The organism is Escherichia sp. UTM R2 (assembly GCF_048593455.1).
GTDB lineage: Bacteria > Pseudomonadota > Gammaproteobacteria > Enterobacterales > Enterobacteriaceae > Escherichia > Escherichia coli.
In genome coordinates, this window is sequence record NZ_JBFWDY010000002.1 from 4,082,140 (window position 1) to 4,097,931 (window position 15,792).

A 15,792-nucleotide genomic window follows, 5' to 3' on the forward strand; every position below is an offset into this window, starting at 1 on the left:
GAAGGGTTTATTGCTGAATGCCTGCTCCCCTCTGGATCGAGGGGAACAGAATGCGCTGCTTAGAGGATTTCCAGCAGTTCGACTTCAAACACCAGGGTGCTGAACGGAGGGATGGATGCGCCTGCGCCGCGCTCGCCATATGCCAGTTCCTGCGGGATAGTCAGTTCCCATTTAGAACCTACCGGCATCAGAGTCAGTGCTTCAATCCAGCCAGGGATCACGCCATTAACCGGGAATTCAGCGGGTTCACCACGAGCAACGGAGCTGTCAAACACGGTGCCGTCGATCAGTTTACCGGTGTAATGAACACGAACGCGGTCAGTACGTGCCGGAATTGCGCCTTCACCCTGGTTGATCACGCGGAATTGCAGGCCAGATTCGGTGCTGTTCACACCTTCTTTTTTGGCATTTTCTTCAAGATATTTCACACCTTCGGCAGCCATCGCCTGGAAACGCTGACGACGAACGGCATCGGCGCGTTCGTGGATTTCACGCAGCGCGCGATGCACCACATCAACCGGAACAGCCGGATGTTTGCCTTCCAGCGCATCTGCAATACCAGCCACCAGCGCCTCCGGCAGCAGCCCTTGCAGGCCAGATTCACTCAGTTGTTGGCCTACCTGTAAACCAATGCCGTAGCTTGCTTGCGCTTCGATGGTGTCAAAAGTTGGGGTGGTCATCGTATTTCCTTTCTTAGGGTATAAAAGTAGCGGGCAGCATATCAGCCACACTTCTTTGGGTAAAACTTTGTCGCAGGAATGATGACAAATCCCGGGGAAAAAGAAACAATAGCAATATCCCGTATGAATATAATAAAGGCGGGTTTACCACGGACATCATAGCGTTAGCTTATTCATAGGCTATGATTGAGGAACAAGACGCGGAGCAGGAGGAAACCATGCCCGGGCGCTTTGAACTAAAACCAACCCTGGAGAAAGTCTGGCACGCGCCGGACAATTTTCGCTTCATGGACCCGCTGCCGCCGATGCATCGTCGGGGGATCATTATTGCCGCCATTATATTGGTGGTCGGATTTCTGCTTCCATCTGATGATACGCCCAACGCGCCGGTGGTGACGCGTGAAGCGCAGTTAGATATTCAGTCGCAATCACAACCGCCGACAGAAGAACAGCTGCGGGCGCAATTAGTCACACCACAAAATGATCCTGATCAGGTGGCTCCGGTCGCTCCAGAACCTATACAGGAAGGCCAGCCAGAAGAACAGCCGCAAACTACCCAAACACAACCATTCCAGCCAGATAGCGGAATTGATAATCAATGGCGCTCTTACCGTGTCGAACCCGGTAAAACGATGGCGCAGCTGTTCCGCGACCACGGACTGCCCGCTACCGATGTCTATGCAATGGCGCAGGTAGAAGGCGCGGGTAAGCCGCTGAGTAATTTGCAAAACGGGCAAATGGTGAAAATCCGCCAGAACGCCAGCGGCGTGGTGACGGGCTTAACCATTGATACGGGGAATAATCAACAGGTCCTGTTCACCCGCCAGCCGGATGGCAGTTTTATTCGTGCGCGGTAGATGAAGGGTCAACCAAAAGCCAGCTAAGGATTGTCTCTTTGATGACCTTACGTCTGGCTTCCAGTGCCTGGGGGGAAACCATACTGATATGATAAACCAGGCCAAGCGTATGCTGGTTGATCAAATAATATCCGCCAAGCGCAGCAATATTAATATTCACCTGCAATGGGTCGATATCTGGCTTAAAAATATTGTGTTTCTTCCCTTCATCCAATAAGGATTCCATTAACTGCAAGTGCGCATGGTTAATTTCTAAGAGACGCTGTGATTTTGCATAATGCACACCTTTACTTTGATTTTCACTATGCACAATTTTTAAAAACCAGGGATTAGCAATATAATAATCCCATGTAAAATCAATAATTTTCTCAATGGCTTTTTGTGGCGGAAGATCTGAGAAATCAAGGGCCTTTTCTTTTTGTCGAATATCGTTCCAGGTATATTCCAGTACTTCAATAAATAAATTTTCTTTATTACCAAAGTGATGATAAACCGTCTGTTTACTACACCCCGCAGCCTTAACAATATTATCGACCCTGGCCCCTTCATAACCATATTCGGCAAATTCATTAACCGCGCATAACAGCAGCTTTTCCTTCAGGCTCTGTACGTTGCTGGTATCAAGATACATAACGCTTCCCCACGACCTCTTCAAGATAACTATCTTAACCCGATTAATTAGAAGCTCCAGTAAAAAGGATAAAAACTTGTACTTTCATCAAGTTATCAAATGTCCTGTGATCACTATCGCATATCAACCAACCAGATGGTTGATCTTTCTTGCGGCACGTCGCAAGCTAATTGTCACTTAGAAAACAATATTCAAAAAAAGAGAGCTATTGTATGAAATCCACTCGTCCTGTTGCCGTGATTACCGGAGCCGCTCGTGGTATTGGAAAGGGCTGTGCGCTGGAGCTTGCTCGTGGCGGATTTAACCTGCTGATTAACGATCTTCCCGATGCCGACAGCGTAGAAAAACTGCATATCACACAACAAGAATGTATAGCTGAAGGCGTGGAAGTGATTTGCTTCCCTGCCGATGTCGGCGATCTCTCCTTGCATGAAGAGATGCTCGACGCGGCGCAAAACCTGTGGGGACGTCTGGACTGCCTGCTCAACAACGCAGGCATTTCAGTGAAAAAACGCGGTGACCTCCTCGACCTCGAACCAGACAGCTTCGATCAAAACATTGCCATTAACACCCGCGCGCCGTTCTTCCTTGCTCAGGCATTCAGTAAGCGCTTACTGGCACAGCCGAAACCGGAAGCGGAGCTGCCGCACCGCTCGATTATTTTCGTCAGTTCCATCAACGCCATCATGCTGGCGATGAATCGCGGCGAATACACCATTGCCAAAACCGCCGTTTCTGCCGCTGCTCGTCTGTTTGCTGCTCGCCTTTGTAATGAACAAATTGGCGTTTATGAAGTGCGCCCTGGTCTCATCAAAACCGATATGACTATTCCAGCAACGGCTTATTACGACGAACTGATTGCCAAAGGTCTGGTGCCGTGGGGACGTTGGGGTTATCCGGCTGATATTGCTTCCACCGTCCGCGCGATGGCGGAAGGTAAACTGATTTACACCTGTGGTCAAGCGGTCGCCATCGACGGCGGCTTAAGTATGCCGCGCTTCTGAGGCTGAATCATGAGAGATCTGTTACAACGCCCGGATTTATTCAGTATCAATACCGCGACACTGGGCTATAAAACGCCGCTACCCGCCATTATTGATGCCTGCGCCGCACGCGGTATTGGCGCAATTGCCCCCTGGCGCAGGGAGTTGCAGGGTGAAGATCTCCAGCAAATCACCCGCCAGCTTGCCGCCAGTAACATGAGCGTTTCCGGTTTGTGCCGTAGCACTTACTACACCGCGCCGACACTGGCGGAACGCAAACTGGCGATTGATGATAACCGCCGGGCGCTGGACGACGCAGCGGTGCTTAACGCCGCCTGTTATATGCAGGTGGTTGGCGGTCTGCCAACGGGCACTAAAGATCTATATGAAGCGCGAGAACAAGTGAAACAAGGGATTCGCCAGTTGCTGCCACATTCGAAAGATGTCGGCGTGCCAATTGCGCTGGAGCCACTGCACCCGATGACAGCTGCCGATCGCTCTTGCCTGTGCACGTTACGTCAGGCGCTGGACTGGTGTGATGAACTCGATCCCGATGGTGAGTTTGGCCTCGGCGTGGCGGTGGATGTTTATCACGTCTGGTGGGATCCGGATCTCGCCAGTCAGATCCTGCGTGCTGGAAAACGCATCCTCGCGTTTCATGTTTCCGACTGGTTAGTACCGACCACCGATCTGGTCAATGACCGGGGAATGCCGGGAGATGGCGTCATCAATATTCCGTCAATTCGTCGGCTGGTTGAAAACGCCGGATTTAATGGCGCTATAGAACTGGAAATATTCTCGCCTTACTGGTGGCAGAAAGATATTAACAGCACGCTGGATATTAGCGTCGATCGCATCGCGCATTATTGTTAAGGAATGATCATGAGTGACCAACCCGTTCTGTTCAGCAGAGCGGCAGCTTCCTGCCGCCTGACATTGAACCGTGAAGATAAATGTCATGCTATTAATGAAGAAATGATCGAATCTCTCGACCATTATTTAAATGAAATTGAAAACGACACCACATTACGATTAGTCGAATTAACGGCAACCGGCGATAAATTCTTTTGTGCGGGCGGCGATATTAAATCGTGGTCAGCCTATTCGCCATTAGATATGGGCAGAAAATGGATTAAACGCGGTAATGACGTTTTTAATCGCCTGCGAAACTTACCCCAATTAACCGTTGCGAATCTCAACGGTCATACCATCGGCGGTGGTATTGAACTGGCCTTGTGCTGCGATATTCGTATTGCCCGCCCCGGCGCGAAATTCTCTAACCCGGAAGTGATGCTCGGCATGGTGCCTGGCTGGATGGGCATTGAACGTGTGCTTAATCAGGTTGGTCCGGTGGTCGGTCGCCAGATGCTGATGCTGGGTAAACGCCTGACGGCGCAGGAAGCTCAGGCGGCGAATTTAATTGATGAAGTGGTAGAAAAAGAACAGGTGGAAAGCTGGATGGTGAACCAGTTAGCGCAGCTGGAAAAATGCGGTCCGGTGGCACTGGCGCATATTAAGCAACTGATTCTGGCACTGGAAAATAAACATGCCGATTACCCGCACCAGCTACTGGCCGGATTAATGTCCGCCACTCAGGATTGCCAGCAGGCGACGCGCGCCTTTGCCGAAAAAAGTAGCGTGAGCTTCCATAATCAATAAGGAAATTGTATGCGTAAGATAACAACCGCCGAGGCACTGGCGGCGCAAATTCAGGACGGTGCGACTATTGCTATTAGCGGTAACGGCGGCGGTATGGTGGAAGCCGACCATATTCTGGCTGCTATTGAAGCGCGTTTCCTGCAAACCGGACACCCTCGCGACCTGACGCTAATCCACTCGCTGGGTATTGGCGATCGCGACTGCAAAGGCACTAATCGTTTTGCGCACGCAGAGATGCTCAAACGCATTATTGCCGGGCACTTTACCTGGTCGCCCAAAATGCAGGCGCTGGTAAAAAATAACACGATTGAAGCCTACTGCTTTCCTGGTGGCGTGATTCAGGCACTGCTACGGGAGATCGGCGCCGGACGTCCGGGGCTTTTTACCCACGTTGGGCTGGGATCGTTTGTTGATCCACGCAATGGCGGCGGTAAGTCGAATGAATGCACTACCGACGAGCTGGTAGAACTGATTGAAATCGACGGTGAAACCAAACTTCGTTATCGCCCTTTCAAAGTGGATTACGCGATTTTGCGTGGCACTTATGCCGATCCTCGAGGCAACGTCAGCCTTGAAGAAGAAGCGATTGATATGGATAGCTATTCCATGGCGCTGGCAGCACACAACAGCGGCGGCAAAGTGTTCGTACAGGTACGCGATGTGCTGGAAGCTGGCGCGATTGAACCACGCCGGGTCAAATTACCGGGCATTCTGGTTGATGGCATCGTTGAACACCGCGAACAACCACAAACCTATCTTGGCGGTTACGACCTGACCATCAGCGGCCAACATCGCCGTCTGAGTTCTAACGACGCTATTGAACTGGTTAGTCATCCGGTACGTCGCCTGATTGCCCGTCGGGCGGCACGCGAACTGGTAGCTGGCGCTTCAACCAACTTTGGCTTTGGTATTCCCGGCGGTATTCCAGGAGTAGCGCTGCGCGAAGGCGTTCCTTACCAAAGTTTATGGCTGAGCGTCGAGCAAGGCGTACATAACGGCATGATGCTTGATGATGCTCTGTTTGGTTGTGCCCGCAACGCCGATGCCATTATTCCATCACTCGATCAATTTGAGTTCTACAGTGGCGGCGGCATCGATATCACCTTCCTCGGCATGGGAGAGATGGATCAGTACGGTAACGTCAACGTATCCCATCTCAATGGCAATCTGATTGGCCCCGGCGGATTTCTCGAAATTGCGCAAAATGCCCGTAAAGTGGTGTTCTGCGGCACGTTCGACGCTAAAGGCAGCAAGATCGATGTAACGCCAGATGGTTTGCATATCACCCAGTCAGGTCAAATCCCTAAACTGGTTACCAAGGTGGAAAAAATCACTTTTAGCGCCGCCTACGCACAGCAAAGTGGTCAGGAAGTGTTGTATATCACTGAGCGCGCAGTATTCCAGTTAACGGCAGAAGGCGTTGAATTAATTGAAATCGCGCCGGGTGTGGAGATTGAGCGCGACATTCTGCCGTATATGGCCTTCCGTCCAATTATCAAGCACCCACACCTGATGGAAAGTAGTCTGTTTACGCCGATGGAGGATGCATGAGTCAGCTTGATGACACCATCCTTGATGCGCTGACACACGTCACTTTCCCAAAGGGGTTTGTGTCAGCAGAGCCAACGTCAATTGTCACCGTTGAGGATGTTGATTACCCGATCTGGCAAGTTGATGCGCTGGTCGTTGGTAGCGGCGCAGCAGGATTACGTGCGGCAGTTGAACTTAAACGCCGCCAGCAAAATGTGCTGATCGCTACCGCTGGGTTATATATGGGGACGTCGGCATGTTCTGGTTCCGATAAACAGACACTGTTTACCGCCGCTACCGCGGGCAACGGCGACAACTTCGCCAAACTGGCAGAGGCACTGGCGAGCGGTGGGGCGATGGATCACGACACCGCTTATGTCGAAGCGGTAGGTTCTCTGCACACTCTTGGCGGGTTGCAATATCTTGGTCTGGAATTACCGGAAGATCGCTATGGCGCGATTCTTCGTTATCAAACTGACCATGACGAAGCCGGGCGTGCAACCTCGTGTGGGCCGCGTACCTCAAGGTTAATGGTGAAAGTGCTGTTGGAAGAAGTACAGCGCCTCGCCATTCCAGTGTTGACCAGTGCAACAGTGATTAAACTGCTGCATCAGCGTGACGAAAACGGCGAAGACCGTGTTGCGGGGGCAATCCTCGCGACCGGTCATCGCGCCCATAACCCTTGGGGGCTGGCAATTGTGACTGCGCCCAATGTGGTACTGGCAACAGGAGGGCCTGGCGAGCTTTATCGCGACAGTGTGTACCCACACAAATGTTTTGGCTCGCTGGGGCTGGCGCTGGAGGAAGGCCTGACGCTAACCAATCTGACCGAAAGCCAGTTTGGTATAGGCACGCCGCGTAGCACGTTTCCGTGGAATTTATCCGGCACCTATGTACAGGTGATCCCGTATATCTATTCCGTGGATGCTGAGGGTAACGAGTATAACTTCCTCGCGGATTACTATCGCACCACCCAGGAGCTGGCTTCAAACATTTTCCGTAAAGGCTATCAGTGGCCGTTCCACGCCACTCGGGTGATGGATTTTGGCTCCAGCTTGTTAGATATGGCAGTAGCGCAAGAGCAGCAATCAGGGCGTCAGGTATTTATGGATTTCAATCGCAATCCTGAAGCGGTGCCGGGTGACCTGCCGTTCTCATTAGATCGACTGGACGACGACGTTCGCGCGTATCTGGAAAATAACGACGCTCTGGCACCATCGCCCATCGAACGGCTGCAACGAATGAATCCGCTGTCTATCTCGCTGTATAAGATGCACGGTTACGATCTCACCACACAGCCTTTGCAGTTTGCCATGAATAATCAGCATATGAATGGCGGCATTGAAGTGGATATCTGGGGACAAACCTCCCTGCCCGGCTGTTTCGCCGTGGGGGAAGTTGCTGGCACACACGGCGTCACTCGCCCTGGTGGTGCAGCATTGAATGCCGGGCAGGTTTTTGCTGTTCGTCTGGCACGTTTTATTGGTTGCACGCAAAAGCGGAATATTGATGGAGATATAGCACAGCTGGTAGCTCCTACACTGGCTTCTATAAGAGAGATCATTACTCAGGCGCACGATAACGGGACCGGGATGCCGTTGTCGGTTGTGAGAGAAAAAATTCAGGCACGAATGTCTGACCATGCGGGATTTATTTGCCATGCCGATAAAGTCCGACGCGCCACTCGCGATGCCCTGCTATTGAGCGAATTTGTCCAACGGCATGGATTGGCTATCAAACATGTGGGTGAAGTTGCCGAGCTGTTTATGTGGCGGCATATGGCACTGACTTCTGCCGCCGTATTAACGCAATTAACGCATTATATTGACGCAGGTGGTGGTAGTCGGGGAGCACGTATTATTCTCGACAGGGATGGAAATTCTATTCCGCAAACACGAAATGGTTTTTGTGATGCCTGGCGCTTTCGTTCAGAGCGTACTGAGGATAAAAAAGATAAACTACTTATTCATTATTGCAACGGTATCTTTCACGTCAGAGAAACACCTGTTCGTGAGTTTCCTATTATCCGAGGTATTTGGTTTGAAAAAAACTGGCCTGGTTTTCTTAATGGGACAATTTACCAGCCACAGGATGAATGATATTGCAAAGGTTAATCACTATGCGAAATATAATTAGATCTATTAATGCTCTGCTTGCAGCATTGAACATTACCATTTTGGCGATCATCGTGGCATGTGTGACGTGGCAGGTGGCTGCACGATTTATATTTACTAGTCCCAGTATTTTTACAGATGAACTCAGCCGTTTGCTCTTTATTTGTCTTGGACTTTTTGGTGGGGCATACACCGCAGGGCAAAACCGGCATCTGGCGATTGACCTGCTACCTATGATGCTGAAAGGAAAAGCCCGACGTCATTTATTTTTGTGTATTCAGATTATCGTTATTATCTTCGCAACCATCATTATGGTATATGGTGGTGGGCTATTAACGATGGATACATTCGATTCAGGTCAGACCTCGCCCGCTTTAGGCTGGCAAATGGGATATATCTATATGAGCATCCCGATTAGTGGTGTACTTATTATTATATACACCATAGATATGGTTTTAACCGAACTTAAACAACCACTCTAAAGATAACAAACAACAACCAACCATAGTAGGAATGGAGAAATTATGGATTACTGGTTACCGATTATTGTGTTATTTGGTGCCTTCTTTTTTATGTTGGCATTAGGTGTACCTATTGTTTATGCCATTGGTTTATCGACACTGGCATCAATTTCCACACAACTCGATTTCAACTCAGCATTGAGTGTGGTTTCCCAAAAGTTAGCCTCCGGGTTAGATAGTTTTACGTTGTTGGCAATCCCATTTTTTATCTTGTCTGGCAACATTATGAACCATGGAGGAATAGCGCGACGATTAATCAACTTTGCCCGTATTCTCGGCGGTCGTCTGCCAGGCTCACTTGCCCACTGTAATATTCTCGCCAATATGCTGTTCGGGGCAATTTCTGGTTCAGCCGTGGCTTCGGCGGCTGCGATGGGCGGCGTCATGCATCCGCAACAGGTTAAAGAGGGTTACGACCCGGCATTCAGTACTGCGGTTAACGTTGCCTCTGCCCCGACGGGTTTGCTTATTCCACCAAGTAATACGTTAATCGTCTATTCACTGGTCAGTGGTGGTACTTCTATTGCCGCACTGTTCCTGGCGGGTTATGTTCCGGGAATTTTGCTGGGTCTGGCACTGATGGTAATAGCCGGTATTATCGCGGTACGTCGCGGTTATCCAAAGCCAGAACGCCCGACTTTACGCCAGGCTGGCGTTGCGATATGGATGGCTATCCCCAGTATTTTCCTGATTATTTTAATTATGGGGGGTGTATTAAGTGGTATTTTTACCCCGACAGAGGCCTCCGCAATTGCAGTAATTTATACCCTTTTCCTTGCACTGGTTCTTTATCGTGAAATCTCAGTTAAAGATTTACCTAAAATATTTCTGGAATCCGTTATTACCACTGCAATTGTCTTGTTATTAATTGGTTCTTCGATGGGTATGTCATGGGCAATGTCAAACGCTGACGTTCCCTTCCTGATTCTCGATTTGCTTAACACTATTTCTGACAACCCAATAATAATCCTGCTTATTATCAATATTATCCTGTTGATTATCGGCACTTTTATGGATATGACACCGGCGGTACTGATTTTTACGCCGATATTTTTACCGGTTGTCACCGAACTGGGCATGGACCCGATTCACTTTGGTATTGTCATGGTACTGAACATGTGTATCGGTATTTGTACTCCGCCTGTAGGCAGTGTGTTATTTGTCGGTTGTAGTGTATCTAAATTACCGATTAATAAAATTATCAAACCTATGCTGCCATTCTATGCCGTGATGGTATTGGTGCTGGCAATGGTGACCTATATTCCGCAAATCAGTATGGCATTGCCAAGAGCACTGGGCTACTGATGCGCATTCACTGGCGGCACCTGCCGCCATATTTATTAGAAAAGGAACATCTATGAAAATAAAAGTATCCGCTGGCATTATCGGTGCTGTTCTTATGTTATCCGCAAGCCAGTCCTGGGCAGTGACATTAAAACTGAGTCATAATCAGGATAAGTCTCATCCTGTTCATAAAGCGATGGAGTTCTTTGCGAAAAAGAGCAAAGAGTACTCTAACGGTGATATTACTATTCGTATTTATCCAAATGGAACATTGGGTACTCAACGAGAAACAATGGAGCTGATTCGTTCTGGCGCTATTCCCCTGGTAAAAACCAATGCGGCAGAAATGGAAGCATTTGAAAATTCCTATAAATTATTTAGCCTGCCTTATTTGTTCCGCGATCGTGATCATTATTATCAGGTCATGCAGGGCGATATCGGGAGAAAAATCCTCGACTCAACGAAAAGCAAAGGTTATTTCGGGCTGACTTTTTATGATGGAGGCGCCCGCAGTTTCTATGGCAATAAACCAGTACTGAAACCAGACGATCTGAAAGGCATGAAAGTCCGTGTCCAGCCAAGCCCTGGCGCAGTTGAAATGATCAAAGTCATGGGCGGTAACCCGACGCCACTGGATTACGGCGAGTTGTATACAGCCTTACAGCAGGGTGTGGTCGATATGGCAGAAAACAGCGTGATGGCGCTGACTACCATGCGTCACGGTGAAGTGGCAAAATCCTTCAGCCTTGACGAACACACTATGGTTCCCGATGTGGTTCTGATGAGCAATGCTGCGTTTGATAAACTTAGCCAGGAAAATCAGGCAGTTATATTAAAAGCAGCTAAAGAATCAATGAGCTACATGAAAGACTTGTGGAGCGAGGAAGAGAAACAAGAATTTGCAAAACTGGATAAAATGGGCGTGAAAGTCTACCAGGTAGATAAAGCTCCGTTTATCGAGAAAGTACAGCCAATGTACGCAAACTTCGCTAAGGACAACCCAGCCCTTGCCCCAATGCTGGCTGATATTCAGGCAGCTAAGTAATTATCTTCGTAGGGCTGCTTATTGTGGCCCTTATCGATATCTGCAAGTGCTCGCTACAAAAGCAAAACGCCGACCAATGGTCGGCGTTTTTACGTCTCGTTGAATAACGAATTATTCAGCTACTACGTTTACGATCACTTTCGCGAATACTTCGCTGTGAACCTGGAAGCTCACTTCGTGTTCGCCAGTGGTACGCAGAACGCCGTTCGGCAGACGAACTTCGCTCTTAGCCACTTCAACGCCAGCTGCAGTTACAGCGTCAGCGATGTCGCGAGTACCGATGGAACCGAACAGTTTACCTTCGTCGCCAGCTTTAGACGCGATGGTAACAGTTTCCAGTGCATTGATTTTCTCAGCGCGAGCATTAGCAGCTGCCAGAACTTCAGCCAGTTTAGCTTCCAGTTCAGCGCGACGTGCTTCGAAGAATTCAATGTTTTTCTTGGTAGCTGGAACAGCTTTACCCTGCGGTACCAGGAAGTTACGAGCATAGCCCGCTTTAACGTTTACCTGATCACCCAGGCTACCCAGGTTTGCTACTTTATCAAGCAGAATAACTTGCATTACCTTATCCTCTCAAAGTCGTATTAATGGACCGTGACCGATTACTGATGGCGATCAGTGTACGGCAGCAGGGACAGGTAGCGAGCGCGTTTGATAGCGCGAGCCAGCTGACGCTGGTATTTTGCACGGGTACCGGTGATACGGCTTGGGACAATCTTACCGCTTTCGGTGATGTAGTTTTTCAGCGTAGCGATATCTTTATAGTCGATCTCTTGAACGCCTTCCGCGGTGAAACGGCAGAACTTGCGACGACGGAAATAACGTGCCATATGGCTAGTCTCCAGAATCTATCAATTCAATCTGCTCGGCATGCAAAACCATTTTGCTCAGTCCGTTCTTTGCCTTGTGGCATGAAATGAACCCCTGAACGGTTATGCGACTGCCGACCGTTATACTGTGAGTAATGGCCTGGTTTTCGTGTCCGCTAACAATAACGGGCATTTGGCACCACGCCTGCCGGTGAAAACCGGCTTCCTCCTGCACAGAACGATGCTCAAGCACGAACTGGCAGTGAGGAATTCCTGATGGACTGACCTTTCGAAGGGGAGTCCTGCACACGGTGCCGGACAACACCAGACGGTTGGTCATCAGAAATTACTCTTCAGAATCCCCAGCTTCAGCATCATCAGCGGTTTCGTTTGCAAAATCATCGCGACGCTCACGGCGCTCGTCTTTCGCTTTAACCATCGGAGATGCTTCGGTAACAGCGTGCTTGGTACGCATAACCATGCTGCGGATAACGGCATCGTTGAAGCGGAAGGTAGTTTCCAGCTCATCGATCACTTCCTGCGGAGCTTCAACGTTCATCAGAACGTAGTGTGCTTTGTGCAGTTTGTTGATCGGGTAAGCCAGCTGACGGCGGCCCCAGTCTTCCAGACGGTGGATCTTGCCTTCTGCACCAGTGATGGCAGCAGTGTAGCGCTCGATCATGCCCGGAACCTGTTCGCTCTGGTCAGGATGGACCATAAAAACGATTTCGTAATGACGCATCGAATTGCTCCTTACGGATTATTCAGCCTCCTGTCTGGGTCAGCCGAATCCCGGGGAGGCAAGGAACGTGTTAAAGGTCGGCTGAAAAATGACGCGTTATAGTACTTGTATGCCCCGCTAAACTCAAGGGCAGCCGACAAATAAATCTCATCTTTCGCTCAAAAGAACTAACTCGCTGATTTGAAGTTCATCACATTCCGTCACAGTGTTTTTTCGAACAACTGCATCAGAAATGGTCACCATCAACTTCTTTATCATTGATTAAAATTAAATCAGAAGATCATCACAGAGGAGAGCACACAAAGTCAGCCGTCGAGGAGGTATCTATGTTCAGTCGAGTTTTAGCCCTTCTGGCTGTGCTTTTGCTAAGTGCAAATACATGGGCAGCCATTGAAATTAATAACCACCAGGCCAGAAACATGGATGATGTGCAAAGCTTAGGCGTGATTTATATCAATCATAATTTCGCCACTGAAAGCGAAGCGCGTCAGGCATTAAATGAAGAGACAGATGCGCAGGGCGCAACGTACTACCACGTAATTCTGATGCGGGGACCGGGGAGTAACGGCAATATGCACGCCAGCGCGGATATTTATCGCTAGCACCAGGTATAACCAACGAAACATTGCCATAGTTTGCTTTGCCCCCTTCGCAGGGGGCTTTTTTTGAAAAACGGCTGCGGAATTAGACCAGTTATCTCCCGAGGAAGGAAATTTCCGCAGCGCGTGTTCTACTTCTGCCCGTAATAGGCGTTGGGACCATGCTTACGCATGAAGTGTTTATTCATTAGGTAGCTGTCGATGGGATGAAGCTGCGGATTAATACCGCGCGCAATCCACGCCATTTTTGCCACTTCTTCCATCACCACCGCGTTATGCACCGCATCGTGAGCATCTTTCCCCCAGGCAAATGGTCCGTGCTGATAAACCTCTATTCCCGGCGTATGCAGAGGCTCGGCATCGCCCAGCGTTTCGACAATCACTTTGCCGGTATTCAGTTCATACTCGCCCTGCACCTCTTCTTCGCTTAACCCACGCGTACACGGGATATCGCCAAAGAAGTAGTCAGCGTGCGTGGTGCCTAACGCCGGGATCGCCAGACCCGCCTGCGCCCATGCGGTGGCATGAGTCGAGTGAGTATGGACAATGCCGCCCAGCGACGGGTAACGACGGTAGAGTTCGAGATGCGTTGCGGTGTCGGAAGATGGACGATACTGCCCTTCCACCACCTTGCCGCTCATATCGACCACCACCATATCGGCCGCTTGCATGGTTTCGTAGGCGACGCCGCTGGGCTTGATCACCACCAGCCCGCGTTCGCGGTCGATGGCGCTGACGTTGCCCCAGGTAAAGGTCACCAGCCCGTAACGCGGCAGATCCATGTTGGCTTCAAAAACTTGCTGTTTGAGCTTTTGCATTATGCCGCCTCCGCCATGCCTGCTTTGGCCATGCGCGCTTTCACCCAATCACGCGCTTTCGCCACTTCTGCCGCCGGGTCTTCCGCCGTTTCGCTCCACATCTCAATCAGGTACGGCCCGCAATAGCCACTCTGTTTGAGCGTTTCAAAGCAACGTTCGAAATCCACCACGCCTTCGCCAAATGGCACGTTTTTGAAGACGCCAGGTTTGGTGTCTTTCACATGCACCGCGACGATATGCCCGATTCCGGCCTGCAACTCCATCTGCACATCGTTGTCCCACGCCGACAGGTTGCCTATATCCGGGTAGAGCTGGAACCACGGGTTGTTGAGATAGTGCGCGTAACCCAGCGCCTTGCTGATGGAGTTCATCAACGGATAATCCATGATCTCCATCGCCAGCGTCACCTGCGCGCGGCTCGCCATCTCAACGCTCTCTTTCAGGCCGTCACGGAAACGACGACGCGTTTCGTTATTGGCTTCCTGATAGTAAACGTCATAGCCCGCCAGCTGGATCACGCGAATGCCAACGTCCTGGGCGAACTGGATAGCTTTACGCATAATCTCCAGCCCCTGCGCCCGCACCGCGTCATCTTCGCTACCCAGCGGGAAACGACGATGAGCAGAAAGGCACATGGACGGCACGCGCACGCCGGTTTCAACAATCGCGTTGACCAGCGCCAGACGCTGCTCGCGGCTCCAGTCGAGGCGCGACAGGCGCTCGTCCGTTTCATCCACCGACATCTCGACAAAATCGAAGCCTAACGTTTTTGCCAGTTGCAGCCGTTCCAGCCAGCACTCCCCGGCGGGGAGCGCTTTTTCGTAGATACCAAGCGGGATTTGTTTGGACAACATATCCGCTCCTTAGCCCCACAGTTCGGCGATGGAACGTTTGAACTGACGCGCGGCTTCAACCGGAGAGGCGGCATCACGGATGCTGCGACCGGCAATAAAGACGTGGATCGGAATGCCTTTGAACAGCGGCAGATCTTCCAGCGCCAGGCCACCGGTGACGGTGACTTTGAAGCCCATCTCAGAAAGACGTTTGATCGCGGTAATGTCCGCTTCGCCCCACGCTACGCCTGCGGCCTGCGCGTCACGGCTGCGGTGATAAACTACTTGCTGAATGCCTGCGTCGCGCCACTGCTGCGCCTGTTCCCAGGTCCAGTAGCCGGTCAGTTCGATCTGCACGTCGCCGTTAAACTCTTTTGCCACGTCCAGCGCGCCTTTGGCAGTGTTGATATCCGCACAGCAAATCACGGTCACCCAGTCAGCGTTGGCTTCGAAGCACATACGCGAAAGGATTTTGCCCGCATCGGCAATTTTGGCGTCTGCCAGCACGATTTTGTGCGGATAAAGCGCTTTCAGGTCACGAACCGCACGCACGCCTTCGCCCACGCACAGAATGGTGCCCACTTCGATAATGTCGACTTCTTCGGCAATCAGGCGAGTGGTTTCGTAGGCGCTATCCATAGTCTGGTTGTCCAGCGCGACTTGCAACATCGGTAATGACATGTTCAA

General features: G+C 50.5%; 19 protein-coding genes. 10 read left to right on the plus strand and 9 right to left on the minus strand.

The window, feature by feature from the left end:
• Positions 1-59 precede the first annotated feature (59 nt).
• Positions 60-680, minus strand: a complete 621-nt coding sequence (gene fklB / locus AB4H76_RS20545; protein WP_000211237.1) for an FKBP-type peptidyl-prolyl cis-trans isomerase — start codon at positions 678-680, stop codon at positions 60-62.
• Positions 681-898: 218 nt separating this feature from the next.
• Between fklB and ytfB the strand changes: the two genes are divergently transcribed.
• The gene (ytfB, locus tag AB4H76_RS20550) at positions 899-1,537 is read left to right on the plus strand and encodes a cell division protein YtfB (protein WP_001119458.1); all 639 of its coding nucleotides are present in this window, start codon (positions 899-901) and stop codon (positions 1,535-1,537) included.
• Here the strand turns inward: ytfB and AB4H76_RS20555 are convergent.
• Complete coding sequence (locus tag AB4H76_RS20555; protein WP_001299246.1) at positions 1,521-2,168, minus strand: TetR/AcrR family transcriptional regulator; 648 nt, start codon at positions 2,166-2,168, stop codon at positions 1,521-1,523. The two genes, ytfB and AB4H76_RS20555, sit on opposite strands and share 17 nt — an antisense overlap.
• A gap of 212 nt (positions 2,169-2,380) precedes the next feature.
• Here AB4H76_RS20555 and AB4H76_RS20560 point away from each other — a divergent pair, with 212 nt between their 5' ends.
• The 8 genes from AB4H76_RS20560 to AB4H76_RS20595 are packed head-to-tail and all read left to right on the plus strand — an operon-like array spanning position 2,381 to position 11,304.
• On the plus strand, positions 2,381-3,172 hold the full coding sequence (locus AB4H76_RS20560) for a 3-ketoacyl-ACP reductase (protein WP_000843384.1): 792 nt from the start codon (positions 2,381-2,383) through the stop codon (positions 3,170-3,172).
• Positions 3,173-3,181: 9 nt separating this feature from the next.
• Positions 3,182-4,024: a sugar phosphate isomerase/epimerase family protein gene (locus AB4H76_RS20565; protein WP_001205246.1), complete on the plus strand. Its 843-nt coding sequence runs from the start codon at positions 3,182-3,184 to the stop codon at positions 4,022-4,024.
• Between the two features lie 9 nt (positions 4,025-4,033).
• Positions 4,034-4,810, plus strand: a complete 777-nt coding sequence (locus AB4H76_RS20570; protein WP_001283549.1) for an enoyl-CoA hydratase/isomerase family protein — start codon at positions 4,034-4,036, stop codon at positions 4,808-4,810.
• A gap of 9 nt (positions 4,811-4,819) precedes the next feature.
• Positions 4,820-6,361, plus strand: coding sequence for an acyl CoA:acetate/3-ketoacid CoA transferase (locus AB4H76_RS20575; RefSeq protein ID WP_001401481.1), 1,542 nt, complete (start codon positions 4,820-4,822; stop codon positions 6,359-6,361).
• Complete coding sequence (locus AB4H76_RS20580; RefSeq protein ID WP_001401480.1) at positions 6,358-8,439, plus strand: FAD-binding protein; 2,082 nt, start codon at positions 6,358-6,360, stop codon at positions 8,437-8,439. The genes AB4H76_RS20575 and AB4H76_RS20580 overlap by 4 nt, the downstream gene beginning before the upstream one ends.
• 20 nt (positions 8,440-8,459) lie before the next feature.
• Entirely contained in the window at positions 8,460-8,936 is a 477-nt protein-coding gene (locus AB4H76_RS20585; RefSeq protein WP_001244358.1) for a TRAP transporter small permease, read from the plus strand.
• 42 nt (positions 8,937-8,978) lie between these two features.
• A complete protein-coding gene (locus tag AB4H76_RS20590) occupies positions 8,979-10,280 on the plus strand; it encodes a TRAP transporter large permease (protein WP_000386846.1) in 1,302 nt (433 codons plus the stop codon).
• A 52-nt stretch (positions 10,281-10,332) separates the two neighbouring features.
• Positions 10,333-11,304, plus strand: a complete 972-nt coding sequence (locus tag AB4H76_RS20595) for a TRAP transporter substrate-binding protein (RefSeq protein WP_000695892.1) — start codon at positions 10,333-10,335, stop codon at positions 11,302-11,304.
• Between the two features lie 111 nt (positions 11,305-11,415).
• Here AB4H76_RS20595 and rplI read toward each other — a convergent pair whose 3' ends face one another.
• Genes rplI through rpsF form a run of 4 tightly spaced genes read right to left on the minus strand, consistent with a single transcriptional unit; the run spans position 11,416 to position 12,855 of the window.
• Complete coding sequence (gene rplI, locus AB4H76_RS20600) at positions 11,416-11,865, minus strand: 50S ribosomal protein L9 (RefSeq protein ID WP_001196062.1); 450 nt, start codon at positions 11,863-11,865, stop codon at positions 11,416-11,418.
• Positions 11,866-11,906: 41 nt separating this feature from the next.
• On the minus strand, positions 11,907-12,134 hold the full coding sequence (rpsR, locus tag AB4H76_RS20605) for a 30S ribosomal protein S18 (protein ID WP_000135199.1): 228 nt from the start codon (positions 12,132-12,134) through the stop codon (positions 11,907-11,909).
• Between the two features lie 4 nt (positions 12,135-12,138).
• A complete protein-coding gene (priB, locus tag AB4H76_RS20610; protein ID WP_001296681.1) occupies positions 12,139-12,453 on the minus strand; it encodes a primosomal replication protein N in 315 nt (104 codons plus the stop codon).
• Positions 12,454-12,459: 6 nt separating this feature from the next.
• On the minus strand, positions 12,460-12,855 hold the full coding sequence (rpsF, locus tag AB4H76_RS20615) for a 30S ribosomal protein S6 (protein WP_001216676.1): 396 nt from the start codon (positions 12,853-12,855) through the stop codon (positions 12,460-12,462).
• Between the two features lie 326 nt (positions 12,856-13,181).
• On the opposite strand from rpsF, the gene yjfY reads away from it, so the two are divergent.
• Entirely contained in the window at positions 13,182-13,457 is a 276-nt protein-coding gene (gene yjfY / locus AB4H76_RS20620; protein WP_077492670.1) for a DUF1471 family protein YjfY, read from the plus strand.
• A 128-nt stretch (positions 13,458-13,585) separates the two neighbouring features.
• Here the strand turns inward: yjfY and ulaF are convergent, their stop codons facing one another.
• Genes ulaF through ulaD form a run of 3 tightly spaced genes read right to left on the minus strand, consistent with a single transcriptional unit; the run spans position 13,586 to position 15,786 of the window.
• A complete protein-coding gene (ulaF, locus tag AB4H76_RS20625; protein ID WP_077492668.1) occupies positions 13,586-14,272 on the minus strand; it encodes an L-ribulose-5-phosphate 4-epimerase UlaF in 687 nt (228 codons plus the stop codon).
• On the minus strand, positions 14,272-15,126 hold the full coding sequence (gene ulaE / locus AB4H76_RS20630) for an L-ribulose-5-phosphate 3-epimerase UlaE (RefSeq protein ID WP_085452761.1): 855 nt from the start codon (positions 15,124-15,126) through the stop codon (positions 14,272-14,274). Before ulaE ends, ulaF begins: the two co-directional genes overlap by 1 nt.
• 9 nt (positions 15,127-15,135) lie before the next feature.
• The gene (gene ulaD, locus AB4H76_RS20635) at positions 15,136-15,786 is read right to left on the minus strand and encodes a 3-keto-L-gulonate-6-phosphate decarboxylase UlaD (protein WP_088542817.1); all 651 of its coding nucleotides are present in this window, start codon (positions 15,784-15,786) and stop codon (positions 15,136-15,138) included.
• Positions 15,787-15,792: the final 6 nt, after the last annotated feature.

What these genes read in the sequence shown, in the direction of transcription:
- ulaF (WP_077492668.1), bottom strand. Translation starts at nt 14,272, where the DNA reads ATGCAAAAGCTCAAACAGCAAGTTTTTGAAGCCAACATGGATCTGCCG.
- AB4H76_RS20585 (WP_001244358.1), top strand. Translation starts at nt 8,460, where the DNA reads ATGCGAAATATAATTAGATCTATTAATGCTCTGCTTGCAGCATTGAAC.
- AB4H76_RS20560 (WP_000843384.1), top strand. Translation starts at nt 2,381, where the DNA reads ATGAAATCCACTCGTCCTGTTGCCGTGATTACCGGAGCCGCTCGTGGT.
- rpsR (WP_000135199.1), bottom strand. Translation starts at nt 12,134, where the DNA reads ATGGCACGTTATTTCCGTCGTCGCAAGTTCTGCCGTTTCACCGCGGAA.
- yjfY (WP_077492670.1), top strand. Translation starts at nt 13,182, where the DNA reads ATGTTCAGTCGAGTTTTAGCCCTTCTGGCTGTGCTTTTGCTAAGTGCA.
- AB4H76_RS20565 (WP_001205246.1), top strand. Translation starts at nt 3,182, where the DNA reads ATGAGAGATCTGTTACAACGCCCGGATTTATTCAGTATCAATACCGCG.
- AB4H76_RS20590 (WP_000386846.1), top strand. Translation starts at nt 8,979, where the DNA reads ATGGATTACTGGTTACCGATTATTGTGTTATTTGGTGCCTTCTTTTTT.
- rpsF (WP_001216676.1), bottom strand. Translation starts at nt 12,855, where the DNA reads ATGCGTCATTACGAAATCGTTTTTATGGTCCATCCTGACCAGAGCGAA.
- priB (WP_001296681.1), bottom strand. Translation starts at nt 12,453, where the DNA reads ATGACCAACCGTCTGGTGTTGTCCGGCACCGTGTGCAGGACTCCCCTT.
- fklB (WP_000211237.1), bottom strand. Translation starts at nt 680, where the DNA reads ATGACCACCCCAACTTTTGACACCATCGAAGCGCAAGCAAGCTACGGC.
- AB4H76_RS20555 (WP_001299246.1), bottom strand. Translation starts at nt 2,168, where the DNA reads ATGTATCTTGATACCAGCAACGTACAGAGCCTGAAGGAAAAGCTGCTG.
- AB4H76_RS20580 (WP_001401480.1), top strand. Translation starts at nt 6,358, where the DNA reads ATGAGTCAGCTTGATGACACCATCCTTGATGCGCTGACACACGTCACT.
- AB4H76_RS20595 (WP_000695892.1), top strand. Translation starts at nt 10,333, where the DNA reads ATGAAAATAAAAGTATCCGCTGGCATTATCGGTGCTGTTCTTATGTTA.
- ulaE (WP_085452761.1), bottom strand. Translation starts at nt 15,126, where the DNA reads ATGTTGTCCAAACAAATCCCGCTTGGTATCTACGAAAAAGCGCTCCCC.
- ulaD (WP_088542817.1), bottom strand. Translation starts at nt 15,786, where the DNA reads ATGTCATTACCGATGTTGCAAGTCGCGCTGGACAACCAGACTATGGAT.
- AB4H76_RS20575 (WP_001401481.1), top strand. Translation starts at nt 4,820, where the DNA reads ATGCGTAAGATAACAACCGCCGAGGCACTGGCGGCGCAAATTCAGGAC.
- ytfB (WP_001119458.1), top strand. Translation starts at nt 899, where the DNA reads ATGCCCGGGCGCTTTGAACTAAAACCAACCCTGGAGAAAGTCTGGCAC.
- rplI (WP_001196062.1), bottom strand. Translation starts at nt 11,865, where the DNA reads ATGCAAGTTATTCTGCTTGATAAAGTAGCAAACCTGGGTAGCCTGGGT.
- AB4H76_RS20570 (WP_001283549.1), top strand. Translation starts at nt 4,034, where the DNA reads ATGAGTGACCAACCCGTTCTGTTCAGCAGAGCGGCAGCTTCCTGCCGC.